Below are 13,276 nucleotides of genomic sequence, written 5' to 3'. Positions count from 1 at the left end.
GTGATACCTTCTCATGGGAGCGGTCTTCGAGGAGGTTTCATGCGCTGTCCAAAATGCGGGTGCGAGGAGTCCAAGGTAGTTGACTCAAGGCCTTCCGAGGGCAACGATGCCATTCGGAGGCGCCGCGAGTGCACCAAGTGCGGGTTCAGGTTCACCACCTATGAGCGCTGCGAGGAGATGCCCCTCGTCGTCATCAAGCGCGACGGGCACAAGGAGCCCTTTGACCGGCAGAAGCTCATGAGGGGCCTCGTTACCGCCACGGTGAAGCGCGACATTGCGATGTCCGAGCTCACCGCCCTGATCGACAGCATAGAGTCCGAGCTCAGAGACGGCGGCATCATGGAGATTTCCTCCGTTGACCTGGGGAGCATGGTTCTCAAGCGCCTGGTTTCCGTAGACAAGGTCGCCTATGTTCGCTTTGCCTCCGTGTACCGCGACTTCAAGGACGTTGACGAGTTCAGCGAGGAGCTGAGGAGCCTTAATGACTGACAACAGGATTGACCTGCCCATCAAGAGGCTCGACCCCACGGTCGAGCTCCCCACGTACGCCTATGAGGGCGATGCGGGACTTGACCTGAGGGCCAACGAGAGCGTGACGCTCGCGCCCCATGAGCGTCGGCTCATCTCCACCGGCCTTGCGATCGCCATCCCCGAGGGATACGCGGGGTTTGTCCAGCCCCGCAGCGGACTTGCCCTCAAGAAGGGCCTCTCGATGGCCAACACGCCCGGGCTCATCGACGCCCATTATCGCGGAGAGCTCAAGGTGTGCGCCGTTAACCTCGACAATGAGAGCGAGATCACCATCGAGCGCGGCGAGCGCATCGCACAGCTCGTCATTCAGCGCGTCCCCGTTGTGACGCTCCGCGAGGTCGACGAGCTTGACGAGACCGACCGCGGCGCCGGCGGCTTTGGCTCGAGCGGTGTATAGGGCACAACCAAACATAAGTTGATGTGAGGCGGCGGTCTAAATGTTGGTCGCCGCCTCTCATTTATGACTAGGATGGGGGAGTTCAGGGTATCCCAAGAGAAATGCCCGATGAAAGGGGAGAGACATGTCCCAGCCCATAGCAAAGGAACTGGTCATCATTGGTGGTGGCCCCGCCGGCCTCACCGCCGCCATCTACGCCCAGCGCTCGCTTCTTGACGCCGTCACCCTTGAGCGAGAGGCGTTTGGCGGTCAGGTCATTCTCACGAGCGAGATTGATAACTACCCGGGAGTTCCCCATGCAGACGGCTACTCGCTTACCGAGGCCATGCGCTCCCAGGCGGTTGACCTGGGCGCTCAGGTTGAGATGGACGTGGTGAGCTCAATTGCCCACGACAAGAGCATCGGCCGCTTCCTCGTGAGCGCCTCCGGAGCCGCGTATGACGCCGCATCGGTCATTCTCGCCGCCGGCGCACAGCCCCGCCGAGCTGGCTTTGAGGGCGAGGAACAGTTTGCCGGGCATGGCGTCTCGTACTGCGCTACCTGCGACGGCATGTTCTATAGAAACAAACAGGTGTTCGTAATTGGCGGAGGAAACTCGGCCGCCGAGGAGGCGCTGTTCCTGGCTCGTCTGGCGAGCAAGGTCACGCTTATTGTGCGCAAGGACCACCTGAGGGCCCAGACGGCCGTCGTGCGTGAGCTTGAGCGTAACGAGAAGGTGGAGATTCGCCTCATGACGAGCGTCGTCGCGGTACGCGGCAACGATCTTCTCACCGAAATTGAGCTCAGGGACAACCAGACCGGCTCAACGTATGTCGAGACGTACGACGAGGGCTCCTTTGGCGTCTTCGTCCTTGTGGGCCGCGTGCCCGAGACTGAGCTCATCAAGGATCTTGTAGAGCTCGACGAGAGCGGCTACGCGATAACCGACGAGCGCATGGCAACCACCGTGCCCGGATTGTTTGTTGCCGGAGACGCGCGCTCAAAGCCTCTGAGACAGATCGTAACGGCAGCCTCTGACGGAGCGATTGCGGCCTCCGCCGCAGCCGCGTACCTCGGTAGGCCGATAGAGGGTTAGAGCGGCTCACATCGCTTTACATAAGAATCTCCAAAACCGTGATAATATATCTTATGTAAAGTAGCAATTATGACGAATTCTAGAAGGCCGCAAGCGCACTCCCCCTGCGCTCGCGGCCGCAGCCTCACTTTGCTTCACAGCTTTCGCACCCTCGCCGAAGGACGGCATACGTTGGCTCAGCGTGCCTACGACCTAACCCGCGGCTCGCACATGAGCCCGAGCTTCATCCGGGCATCGTCCGTGGCGCTTTCGCCGGCTATGAAGAGAAGCTCGTCCATGGCATGAACGACAGTCTCCCCCGTTGGAATGAGCTCGTCCCCGGCGCGATGAATCACAACAATGCGTATTCCATCGGGCCACGGAACGTCCCTCACGCACATTCCCTCGATGCGCGCCCCTGCGCCAACGCGAATGGACCCAAGGTCCTTGCGCTCGGCAGCCTCGTGGCGCGAGCGAGACGCCTGAGCAAGAAACGGCTTAAGGAGATGCTCGTAGAAGGCATCCGTATCCGTAAGGCTCGCCGTCACAAAGGCAAGGATCGAGACCAGCGAGACCGAGAGCAGCGCGTCAAGCGAGCCGGTGAGCTCAAAGACAAGAATCACCGCGGTGACAGGTGCCCTGACAACGCCAGAGAAAAGACCGGCCACACCAAGTGCGACAAAATTGAGGAAGAACGCCTGTTCTATTCCAAAGGCATTGCCAACAAGAACAAAGAACAGGCCTCCAAAGAGCCCGCCCATGACCACGAGCGGATAGAGCGTGCCACCAGGCGCCCCCGACCCAAAGCAGATGGCGGTAAGGGCATACTTGCCCAAAAGGAGCCCGAGAATTGCACCAAGCGTCATCCCGGCAGGTGAGAGCAGCTGCTCGACTATCGCCTCTCCCCCGCAGAGAAGGTCGGGCCACGCAAACGCCGCAACCCCCGCAAGAGCAAAGGGCAGGGCGAGACGAGCGTAGGGAAGATGCGACCTCACGTGGGAGAACAGGTCCTGAACGGCGAACATGCCGCGATTGTGAAGCGCGCCAACAAGGCCGCAGAGCACGCCGAGGACGATCACGAGCGGGTACGTGACATGCGGGAGGTTTTGGGCGAGCGAGAGGTCAAGGACCGGGCTCAGGCCCACCACCTGCGAAACGAGAAGGTCGGACACCACTGCGGAGCACATTACGGAAATGATGAGCGGAGCCGAGAACTGCTTGTGAATCTCCTCGAGCGCAAAGAGCACGCCGGTAAAGGGGGCATGAAAGGCCGCGGACATACCGGCAGCGGCACCGCAGGTAACGAGGAGACGCTCCTCTCCCCTCTTTCTTCCAAGGGCACGTGAGACAGCCTTGCCGGACATGCCTCCCAGCTGGACAGAGGGGCCCTCTCTTCCCATGGACAGACCGGCAAAGGTGAGCAGAGTCCCCTCAAGAAACTTGGCGGGTATGACGTGCTTCCAGGGAGCGTCAAGCGCGCCCTCAACCTCAGCGTCAACCTGAGGGATTCCCGAGCCGGACGTGGCGGGTTCCCAGAGCAGGAGTCGGGACACGATCACAAGGATGAGAGCCAGAACCGCAAACCAGCAGGCAATGAGCAGAGGGCTGTTGGAAATCTGAGAGATGATGCCCCTGAGCAGCCCCTCGGCGCCGCTCAGGGCAAGACGGTACAGCGTGACGACGCCCCCGCCAAACAGGCCGACGAGGGCGCCCTCGGCAACAAGGCTCACCTGAAAGCGTCGCGAGAAGCGCCTTCGAACGGGCTCGTTGGAAGTCGACTCCCCTCGCTGGAACATCAGCCGCCAAAACCTCCGCCGATGCACGCGTAGACGGTCGCATAGCAGACATAGCCACCGGGCGCCGGGGCGTGGATCATCTGGTTGCCACCGGCATAGATGGCAACGTGACCCGTGGAGCAGACGATAACGTCGCCAGGGGCGAGCACGCTCTGATAGTTGGAGAGGTTGCAGCTCTTCCAGTTACCACGGCTCTGAATGGAGGCCATGATGGAGGCAACGGGGGCCTGATACGCAGGGAGGCTGTAGCCGGCAAGACGATACGCCGTGGCAACGAGGCCGCAGCAATCGTAGCCGTCGGCGTTGGGACCATAGTTGACACCGGTCCACCACTGCTTGTAAGGCTTTCCGATGAGCGATGCGGCACAGGAGACGATCCCCGGATGCGACACCCCCGGCGAGCTCGTGTCAGGCTCAGGTTCGGGCTCCGGCTCAGGTTCGGGCTCAGGTTCAGGTTCAGGATCGGGCTCCGGCTCGGGATCGACCTCAGGAGTCTCTTGCTCCTTATCGCCGTCATCCGGCTCCTCGGCATCCGCGTCGTCATCGACAGGTGCCTGCTGGCTCGTACCCTGGTTTGAGGTGGATTCCTGAATCGCGGTCACCGCGTTTGCGATGCCGGTGTTCTGGGCACCCGCGGAGGGCTCGCGCTCCTCCGCCTGACGGGCCGCCTCCTCGGCAGCCTCCTGGGCAAGACGCTCCTGAACCTGGCCGTCAAGCGAGGCGTAGTAGCTCTGCGCAGCGGCAACCTCGGCCTGATAGTCGTCAAGGTTCTTCTGCGTCTCCTCGATTTTGGCCTCCTGGTCCTCCTGCTGGGCAACCAGGGAGTCATGCTGCTCTTGGAGCTGCGTGGCGAGCGCGTTGACCTGAGCTATGGTGGCGGCATCGGACTCGCTGAGCTTGTCGAGGTAGTAGACGCGGCTCGCAAGTTCCTCCACGCTCTTGGCACCCAGGAGGATGTCGAGGGTGGAGCCGGCACCAGCCTTGTAGGAGTCGCTCATGCGACCAGAGAGCACTGCCTTCGCGGCGTCGAGCTGGGTCTGGGTCTCGCTGATCTGCGTCTCGGTGTTAAAGATGTCCGAGCGCGTGACCTCAAGGGCCTCGGACTGCGAGGCAAGCTCGTTCTGATAGGAGGCAAGGCTGTTGCCCATCGCCTCAAGCTGGGAGCGCGCCTCCTCGAGCTGTGCCTGGAGCTCCTCGGTGGTCGGGTCGGCCAGCGCAGCGTTAGGTATGAGACCAAGGCCGAGAAGGGCAACGGCGCTCGCTATGAGCGACCTTCTCGTGACGGTGGTGTGACTCATCTCATGTCCTCCTAGTAATAAGAGCCGCCGCCAATGAAGGCGTAGACTGGTGCCTCGACAACGCCGAGGGCAGGGTTTGCGGCGTGAATCATTCTTCCGTTACCAACGTAGATGCCCACATGGCCATAGCTAGGGAAGACGAGGTCGCCAACCTGAAGCTGGCTCATGTCGGTCTTCCAGTCTCCCGAGGCCTGAAGCGATGAGATCATGGCGCCGGTGGTGCGGCCACGAGCATAGCCGTAGCAGTAGCAGACCAAACCAGAGCAGTCGAAGGCGTTGGGCCCGGTGGCACCATAGACGTACGCCTTGCCAATCTGGGCGTAGGCGGTGGCGAGGCCCTGGCCAAACGGTACGCCCGCAGAGGGCTCGTCCTCATCCTCGGAGGAGTCCTGACCCTCGTCGGAAGGTGCGGGATCCTCAGGCTCAGGCTCGGGCTCCTGCTCGGGTTCAGGTTCCGGCTGAGGATCGGGCTCGGGCTCGACGTCCTCCTCAGGCCCAGCGTCCGTCGAGGGCTCGCTGGCATCGGCGGCATCGTCGGGCGAAGGCTCGCTCTCCTGGGTGCCGCCCGAGGCGGCCGCCTGGCTCTGGCTCTGCTCGACGGCCTCGATGGCGGCAGAGATGCTCTCGTTCTGCTGCGCCTCGAGCTCGGCCTTCACCTGAGCATCAAGGGACTCATAGAGGCTCTCCGCCTCGGAGACGCGCGCCTGGTAGTCGCTCACCTGGGACTGCAGGTCGTTAACCTGGGCCTGCTGAGACGCCTGCTGCTCCTGAAGCTCTGCGAGCTCGCGCTCAAGCTGCTCGGAGAGCGACTGAACCCGGGCGATGGTGGACGCCTGCTGCTCGGAGACCTTGTCGAGATAGTAGATGCGGCTCGCAAGCTCCTCGGCGCTCGTGGCGCCCAGAATGAAGTCGATCACACCCTCGGTGCCGCCCTTATAGGCGCCCCGCATGTTCTCGCCCAGAAGCGCGCGCTGCGCGTCAAGGTTGGAGCGGGTCTGCTCGATGCTCATCTCTTTCTGGGTGATGGCGTAATCGGTGTCCTCGAGCGACGTCGTTGCGGTGGCGAGCTGAGCCTGACGGTCCGCGAGCTCAGTGCCGAGCTGCTCGAGCTGCGAGGAGACCTCCTCGAGCTCGGAGGCGGGGTCCGCGAGGGCAACCGTGGCAGGGGCTGCGGCAAGGCACACCGGCCCAGCAACGAGCAGGGCGGCGAGCCCCGCATGAATCACCCTATGCGTCAACGCCATGAACGATGTCCTTTCAAAAGCCACGAGTGTATTTTAGGCTGCGATGGTAGGCTCGGTGGCACGTTCATACGAAGGTCATGATACCAAGTTCTGACTGAGGAGTGTAGTGCGCTCCTACCCCACCTTGACAAGCGAGAAGACCTCCTGCGGGTACTTCTCGGCAATCAGGTGACGCGGCTTCAGGAACGAGAGCTCCAGAATGAAGGCAAACCCCGCAACGGCGGCGCCGGACTGCTCGACGAGCTGGGCGGAGGCTATGGCGGTCCCACCCGTTGCAACGAGGTCGTCTACGATGAGCACGCGGTCCTCGGATGTCAGCGCATCCTTGTGGATCTGAATCTCGTCGGTGCCGTACTCGAGGGAGTAGCTCTGCGAGAAGACCTCGCGCGGGAGCTTTCCGGGCTTGCGGGCGGGAACAAAGCCGCACCCCAGGCGGTACGCCACCGGGGCGCCCACGAGAAAGCCACGGGCCTCGGCACCCACGACCTTGGTGATGCCCGCATTCGCAAAGTGATCCGCAACGGAGTCGACCACGGCACGCAGGGCCTCGGGATCGTCAAAGAGCGGCGTGATGTCCTTGAAGACCACGCCCGGCTCAGGATAGTCGGGGATGTCGACGATGCGGCTCTCGAAGTCAAAATCAGTCACGTGATCACGCTCTCTTCTCTGACGCGCCGTCCCGCTCGTCCTTCTCGGCAAAGGGCTCCTTGACGCGACGGGCAATGAGGTGGCAGCGCACGGCGTTGGTAAGGCTCAGCATGCGCGAGAAGGCCTGATCGAAGCGCTGCTTTGCGGCCTCGGTGTTCTCGATCTCAACGCCGCCGCCCTTGCGGACAAAGACAACGAGCGCCTGTTCGAACATGGCGGACTCGCGGTTGGCGGCGATGACGTACTGCCTGAGGTTCTTGGGCCCGATGCCAAAGTGACGGAGCTCGTCACAGAGCCTGATCAGAGAGAAGTCCCTTCCGTCAACGAGGTCGCGCCCGTGGGGCGAGCGCTTGAGCTCGATGACGCCGGCCTCGGAGAGCTGGCGCACAAAGGAGACCGAGGCGCCCACGAGCTCGGGAACGCGGTCGATGGGATGGAGCTTGCCGACGACCTCCTCGTCGTCCACGGGGAGCGCGATCGACTCCTCGGCGACCTCGGGCGCGGACGCCTGCCCGGCGTCCGCACGGTCGAGCTGCTCCTTGATGACGGAGAGCGGGAGGAAGCGGTTCTTCTGCAGATAGAGGATCGTCTCGAGACGCCGGACGTCACGCTGCGAGTACAGCCGGTACCCACTCGGCGTGCGCGAGGGGTTGAGCAGCCCCTCGTCCTGAAGATAACGGACCTTGGAGATGGAGAGGTCGGGATACTGCTGCTGCAGCTTCTTGACGACCTTCCCGATTGTCAGGTAGCCGGCGTCCGCCATGGCGCCTACGCCTCAGTGTCAATCCTGCGCGGCCGCGCATTGGTGTGGAACACCATGCGGAAGGTACCGATCTGGATGGTGGAGCCGTCTTTGAGGCCAGCGCGGGAGGCGATGGCTCCATCGACCCAGGTCCCGTTGAGCGAGCCGAGGTCCTCGATGGTGGCAATGCCCGAGGAGATGTTGGAGAGGTTCATGCGCGCGTGGTGGCGCGAGACCGTCATGTCGTTGAGAAAGACGCTGTTCTTGGGGTCACGGCCAAGCGTGATCTCCGGGCTGTCAAGCTCGAAGGTCTCCCCTATCTGGGGCCCCTTGACAATGGTCAGCGTCGGATGGGCAAGCCGGGACGTCCCCATGAGGTCGGGAACGGTGGCGTCCGCGGCGGGCATGCGAAAAATCTCGGTGGCACCGGATACTGGATTGGGCATGAAGGGCCTCCCCTCGTCGTTCAACCTACCATGATAGCGCGCATCACCTGCACGCGACGCAGTCCATCTCAATGAGGGCGCCCAGCGGTAGCTCGTTCACGCCTACGACGGCACGAGCGGGCGCCGGGGTGGTGAATCTCCGAGCATACACCTCGTTCATGGCGGCCATGTTGTCAAGGCTCGAGAGGTAAACCGTTGTTTGCGCGACGTCCGCAAGCGAGCAGCCAACCTCCTCGAGCAGGGTCTCGATGATGTCTATGACGCGCTCCGTCTGCTCAACGATGCCCCCCGGAACAAGGCGACGGTTGTCGTCAGAGGAGATGGGGAGCTGTCCGGAGGCAAAGACGAGCCGCCCGGCGGTGGTTCCCTGCGAGTAGGGACCAAAGGCCTCCGGGGCATCAGGTGCGTTGATCGAGTACTTCACGACGCTCCTTCCAGCTCGTCACCTGTTGTCGGCGGCATCCGAACCCTCAACTAGACCGCGCGCGCCGATGAAGTCCGCGCCCTCCCTCAGGAGATGCCATCTCTTGAGGTTGCCGGCGCTCACGTGCGCGGGACTAGCGGTGGCAAGAAAACCACCCCAGGGAACAGTATCGCAGAGAATTCGGCGGAGTGTCTCGTGACCCACGGGCGAAATCTCCCCAAAGGAGAGCAGGCTCCGCCATAGGGCACGAGCGCGCGCGGGCGGAACGAGGACAAGGTAGCCGCGCGGAAGCTCGTCGGCGCCCGGAATCCCAACGAGAACCGCGGGGATGGCATCCAGATGCGCCTGGAGCACCTCGGCAGGGCGAGGCAGGCGCGCGGGCGAGGACACATAGTCAGCAAGGACGCGCTCGGCGGCAGGGCCCGCCAAGAGCAGCGCGACGAGCATCTCGGAGGCAGGCTCAACCAGCGTGCCCGCAAAGGGGCGCACGCCGCCCTGCTCGGCCCCCGCAAGGAAGGAGAGCCAGCCAACGAGGGCCTCACCATGGCAGCTGGGGTCAACGAGGACGATCTCACGGTCACCCGTCCTCACGGCAAGGGGCGTGGAGATGAGCGACCCATCACCCGTGAGAACGCCCTCAAACGCGGCGGAGCCCACGGCGAGCTCGTCACCGCACAGGGCGGTCCCCACGAGGGCGCCCGCTCCGTCTCCGCTCACGAGAACGTAGGCGCAGCCGGTGAGGTCGCACAGGAGCGCGCCGTCCTTCTCGGCACCTTCAAAGAACACGGCGTCGTCCTTCTCGCATGCGTAGGAACAGACGGCCAGAAGATCGTCAAAGCCGGGCTCAAAGGTGGCGCCGAGAAGAACGTGCTCCCCATGGAGCACCCCCATCCTGGCGGAGCTCATTTGGCACCGTCCTCTCCGTCGTGCCTGGAGCGAACGATGCGAACGCCCTCGGCAGTGTAGACGACGGCGGTGATGAGCGAGCAGATGACGCCGGCGTAGACAAAGAGGATGCCAAGGGCACTGGCCTGGTCGTTGAGGCCGGGGAGCCAGACTGCGTCAACGAGGCCGAGACCCGGGATGACAGGAAGCCCCAGAAGAAGGTCGCAGAAGCCAAACATGAGCAGTGCCGTGGCCGCCTTTCCCACGTAGGCAACGTCAATGGGCCTGCGGCGGTAGCGCTGCAGGATGAGGCCGCCCACCGCAAGGTAGACGTCACGGCCAATGACGAAGACGGGGACCCAGAGCGGGAGCTCCCCCACAATGAGGAGACCGAGCACGCCCGTGAAGAGCAGCACGCGGTCCATGATGGGGTCCATGATTTTTCCGAGCCAGCTCACAGTCTGCGTGCGCCGCGCGACCTGGCCGTCAAGGAAGTCGGTCGCCGCTGCCACGACGTAGCACACAAGGGCCGCGGCGCGGTTGGAGCCGGTGGCAAAGAGGAAGAGAAAGACGATGGTGAGGGCGAGTCTGCAGAACGTGATGACGTTGGCGACGGTGAGCACCTGCGTAGAGGGGTTCCCGGAGGTCCCCACCGGTATGTCCGAACGCCCGGAGGCCTGGCGCTCGGCGGCGTCGGCATCGGCAATGCTCTTAATGAGCGACTTGGTGCGCTCTGTTCTCTCTGACACTTCGGCCCTCTCGAGTCGGTGGAACTACCTTCACCAAGGTACCCAGTTTAGCGTAAATTAAGTCAGTTCCCCAACCGCTCCACAAGGCACGGCGGACACCGCATGGCCGCGATGCCCGTCGCAAGGGATGCCGGTTTTGTCGGGACGCCGAGCTAACGGACTATGTGGCGCACCCTCCTAATGCCTGTCAGGCCCTCGAGCTCGGAGACGAGCGCATCGGTGACGTTGCCGGTCACCTCAAGGAGCGTGTAGGCGTTGGCCCCACGGCTCACGTTGCTCATGTTCTCGATGTTGAGGCCACCACGCGCGATGGCCTGGGAGACCTCGCCGATGACACCCTGAACGTTCTCGTGGAAGAGGGCGAGGCGCGTTCCGCTCACCAAGGGGCCAAGGTCAACGCGGCCGTAGTTGACGGAGTTCACGATGTTGCCGTTCTCAAGGTAATCGCGCAGCTGGTTGGCGGCCATGACGGCGCAGTTGTCCTCCGCCTCGCCCGTTGAGGCGCCAAGGTGCGGGAGCACGATGGCGTTTTTCATGTTGGCGCTCGCGGGGTTGGCAAAGTCGGTGACGTAGCGGGCGAGCTTACCGTCGTCGAGCGCCTCGGCAAGCGCCTGCTCGTCAACGAGCGCGTCGCGGGCAAAGTTGAGAAGGACGGCGCCGTGCTTCATCTTGGAGATGGCCTCCGCGGAGATCATGCCGCGCGTCGAGTCTGTTGCCGGGACATGCAGCGTGACAAAGTCGCAGGCGGAGAGCAGCTGGTCGAGGTCGGTTGCGTGCTCGATCCTTCTGTCAAGGCCCCAGGCGGCGTTGATGGAGAGGTACGGGTCGTAGCCCATAACCTCGGCGCCAAGGGCGATGAGGGCATCGGCGACCTCTGCGCCGATGGCGCCCAGCCCGATGACGCCCACGCGCTTGCCCGCAAGCTCAAAGCCCGCAAAGCGCTTCTTGGCCTTCTCGGCGCGCTTGGCGATCTGCGGGTCGTCACTTGCCTCGTGGACCCACTCCACGCCTCCGATGATGTCTCTGCAGGCAAGGAGCATGCCGCAGATGACGAGCTCCTTCACGGCATTGGCGTTGGCGCCGGGCGTGTTGAAGACGACGACGCCCTGCTGGGCGCAGCGCTCGACGGGGATGTTGTTCACGCCCGCGCCCGCACGCGCGATTGCGAGCAGGTCGTGCGGCATCTCCATCTCGTTGAGGTTGGCGCTACGGACGAGCCAGGCATTGGCCGCGGCGGGGTCCTCCACAAAGGCGTAGCCGGCCGCCTCGAGGGCGTCGGTGCCCACCGTGGAGATGTTGTTCATGCAGTGGATGCAGTACATGGTGTTCCTCCAAGCGAAGACAAATGATGACAAGTTACCCTGTCACCTTTGTCAGGTTTACGCGCGGTGCGCGAGCTCGAATTCCTTCATGAAGGCAACGAGCGCCTCCACGCCCTCGCGCGGCATGGCGTTGTAGATCGAGGCGCGCATGCCGCCCACCGAGCGGTGGCCCTTGAGGTTGACGAGACCCGCCTTGGCCGCGTCCTTGACAAAGACGGCGTCAAGGTCCTCATTGCCCGTGACAAAGGGGACGTTCATGAGCGAGCGGCAGCTCGGGTCCACCGTTGACGAGAAGAGCTTTGACTCGTCGAGGAAGTCGTAGAGCACGGCGGCCTTCTCGGCGTTGCGCTCCCCCATCGCGGCGAGCCCGCCCATCCTCTCGATCCACTCGAAGACGAGGCCGCAGACGTAGATGCCCCAGCAGTTGGGCGTGTTGTAGAGCGAGCCGGCGTCTGCCTGGGTCTTGAGGCGCAGCATCGTGGGAACGCCGGGAAGGTCGTCGGGGATGAGGTCCTCGCGCACGATAACGATCTGCACGCCCGCGGGGCCCACGTTCTTCTGCACGCCCGCGTGGATGAGGCCGTAGCGAGAGACGTCCACGGGCTCGGAGAGGAACATCGAGCTCTGGTCCGCCACGAGCACGTGGCCCTTGGTGTTGGGGAGCTCGGGGAACTTGGTACCGTAGATCGTGTTGTTCTCGCAGATGTAAAGGTAGCTCGCGTCCTCGCGGATGGGCAGGTCGGAGCAGTCGGGGATGTAGGAGAAGTTCTTATCGGCCGAGGAGGCAACGGCCTGCGCGTCGCCGAGGATCTGTGCCTCCTGGAAGGCCTTCTTGGCCCAGTTGCCCGTGATGACGTAGTCCGCCTTGCCGTTGGTGGCCAAGTTCATGAAGACCGTGGAGAAGAGCAGCGAGTCGCCGCCCTGGGTGAAGATGACCTTGTAGTTGTCGGGGATGCTCATGAGGGAGCGCAGGCGCGCCTCGGCGCCCTCGATGATGCCCTTGAACACGGAAGATCGGTGGCTCATCTCCATGACGCTCGTGCCGCAGCCGGCGTAGTCGAGCATCTCGCCCGCGCACTTCTCGAGGACCTCCTCGGGAAGAACGGCGGGGCCTGCGGAGAAGTTGTACACGCGTGCCATCTCGTCCTCCTGTGGTTTGTCGCGGATTACGTGCCCTTTCATCATAGGTTGACGGTGGCGCGGGGCACGATGCCGCTACACGTCGTTTGCCGGGCTGAAACGCGCCCGACACACGCGCCGACAGCCTCATGGCCGACGCGCCGTGGAGGTTATGTACACTGTTACAGGTTTGATGCTATTATCGCAACGCGCTGACCTGCGAGTTTGTCGGAACTGGCAACTCAAAAAAGTTTCAACTGTGTACATACCCTCCACTGGACACAACCATGTGAGAGAAGTTGAGCTATGAAGCGAGAAGAATGTTGTGAAAGAAGCAAGGCGCGAGGGGGGAGGTCTTGAGCGTAGCGGCCGTAGCATCCATTCCCCACTGTGCGGGCGTCGCGACGGGGTTCGACTCCCGGCACTGCCTTATATAGCCCGGCGGATCTTATCTCCAGTCCAATTAATCGGAACTTTGTTCTTGCATCCAAAATGAGGGAGTGATAGAGTACTTCTTCGCAAACGGGTGGTGGCGCAGTTTGGTAGCGCACTTGACTGGGGGTCAAGGGGTCGCTGGTTCGAATCCAGTCCACCCGACCAGTAATTGAGGGGTCTCGGGGT

Annotated in this window: 14 protein-coding genes and 1 tRNA gene; 4 read left to right on the top strand and 11 right to left on the bottom strand. The window is 63.0% G+C overall.

Annotation, left to right across the window (positions count from 1 at the left end; all coding sequences use genetic code 11):
• The first annotated feature begins 39 nt into the window (after positions 1-39).
• The 3 genes from nrdR (at position 40) to QUW25_RS04880 (ending at position 2,003) form a co-directional block, all read left to right on the top strand.
• On the top strand, positions 40-489 hold the full coding sequence (gene nrdR, locus QUW25_RS04890; protein ID WP_289511098.1) for a transcriptional regulator NrdR: 450 nt from the start codon (positions 40-42) through the stop codon (positions 487-489).
• Positions 482-928 (top strand): dUTP diphosphatase, encoded by a 447-nt coding sequence (gene dut, locus QUW25_RS04885; RefSeq protein ID WP_289511097.1) that lies wholly within the window; start codon positions 482-484, stop codon positions 926-928. The genes nrdR and dut overlap by 8 nt, the downstream gene beginning before the upstream one ends.
• A gap of 124 nt (positions 929-1,052) precedes the next feature.
• Positions 1,053-2,003 carry an NAD(P)/FAD-dependent oxidoreductase gene (locus tag QUW25_RS04880; protein WP_289511096.1) on the top strand — a complete coding sequence of 317 codons (951 nt, stop codon included), beginning with the start codon at positions 1,053-1,055 and terminating at the stop codon, positions 2,001-2,003.
• A 185-nt stretch (positions 2,004-2,188) separates the two neighbouring features.
• On the opposite strand, the gene QUW25_RS04875 is transcribed toward QUW25_RS04880, so the two are convergent.
• The 11 genes from QUW25_RS04875 to serC form a co-directional block, all read right to left on the bottom strand.
• On the bottom strand, positions 2,189-3,778 hold the full coding sequence (locus QUW25_RS04875) for a ClC family H(+)/Cl(-) exchange transporter (protein WP_289511095.1): 1,590 nt from the start codon (positions 3,776-3,778) through the stop codon (positions 2,189-2,191).
• Positions 3,778-5,076: a coiled-coil domain-containing protein gene (locus tag QUW25_RS04870; protein WP_289511094.1), complete on the bottom strand. Its 1,299-nt coding sequence runs from the start codon at positions 5,074-5,076 to the stop codon at positions 3,778-3,780. Before QUW25_RS04870 ends, QUW25_RS04875 begins: the two co-directional genes overlap by 1 nt.
• Before the next feature lie 11 nt (positions 5,077-5,087).
• Positions 5,088-6,320 (bottom strand): NlpC/P60 family protein, encoded by a 1,233-nt coding sequence (locus QUW25_RS04865; RefSeq protein WP_289511093.1) that lies wholly within the window; start codon positions 6,318-6,320, stop codon positions 5,088-5,090.
• Positions 6,321-6,434: 114 nt separating this feature from the next.
• On the bottom strand, positions 6,435-6,968 hold the full coding sequence (locus tag QUW25_RS04860; protein ID WP_289511092.1) for an adenine phosphoribosyltransferase: 534 nt from the start codon (positions 6,966-6,968) through the stop codon (positions 6,435-6,437).
• A 4-nt stretch (positions 6,969-6,972) separates the two neighbouring features.
• Positions 6,973-7,731, bottom strand: coding sequence for a transcriptional regulator FtsR (gene ftsR, locus QUW25_RS04855; protein ID WP_289511091.1), 759 nt, complete (start codon positions 7,729-7,731; stop codon positions 6,973-6,975).
• A 5-nt stretch (positions 7,732-7,736) separates the two neighbouring features.
• The gene (locus QUW25_RS04850; RefSeq protein ID WP_289511090.1) at positions 7,737-8,156 is read right to left on the bottom strand and encodes an FHA domain-containing protein; all 420 of its coding nucleotides are present in this window, start codon (positions 8,154-8,156) and stop codon (positions 7,737-7,739) included.
• A 43-nt stretch (positions 8,157-8,199) separates the two neighbouring features.
• Positions 8,200-8,580, bottom strand: a complete 381-nt coding sequence (locus QUW25_RS04845; protein WP_289511089.1) for a RidA family protein — start codon at positions 8,578-8,580, stop codon at positions 8,200-8,202.
• An 18-nt stretch (positions 8,581-8,598) separates the two neighbouring features.
• Positions 8,599-9,486 (bottom strand): hypothetical protein, encoded by an 888-nt coding sequence (locus QUW25_RS04840; RefSeq protein ID WP_289511088.1) that lies wholly within the window; start codon positions 9,484-9,486, stop codon positions 8,599-8,601.
• Complete coding sequence (locus QUW25_RS04835; protein WP_289511087.1) at positions 9,483-10,214, bottom strand: CDP-alcohol phosphatidyltransferase family protein; 732 nt, start codon at positions 10,212-10,214, stop codon at positions 9,483-9,485. Before QUW25_RS04835 ends, QUW25_RS04840 begins: the two co-directional genes overlap by 4 nt.
• A 152-nt stretch (positions 10,215-10,366) precedes the next feature.
• On the bottom strand, positions 10,367-11,536 hold the full coding sequence (locus QUW25_RS04830; protein WP_289511086.1) for a 3-phosphoglycerate dehydrogenase family protein: 1,170 nt from the start codon (positions 11,534-11,536) through the stop codon (positions 10,367-10,369).
• A 57-nt stretch (positions 11,537-11,593) separates the two neighbouring features.
• Positions 11,594-12,676: a 3-phosphoserine/phosphohydroxythreonine transaminase gene (gene serC / locus QUW25_RS04825; protein ID WP_289511085.1), complete on the bottom strand. Its 1,083-nt coding sequence runs from the start codon at positions 12,674-12,676 to the stop codon at positions 11,594-11,596.
• 502 nt (positions 12,677-13,178) lie between these two features.
• Between serC and QUW25_RS04820 the strand changes: the two genes are divergently transcribed.
• Positions 13,179-13,255 (top strand) — tRNA-Pro (locus QUW25_RS04820).
• The last annotated feature ends 21 nt before the right edge of the window (positions 13,256-13,276 follow it).

Source organism: Thermophilibacter provencensis, assembly GCF_030372065.1.
In the GTDB taxonomy this organism is placed as follows: Bacteria; Actinomycetota; Coriobacteriia; order Coriobacteriales; family Atopobiaceae; genus Thermophilibacter; species Thermophilibacter provencensis_A.
Note: the sequence above shows the minus strand (reverse complement) of the source record. Positions and strands in the feature narration are given on the sequence as shown.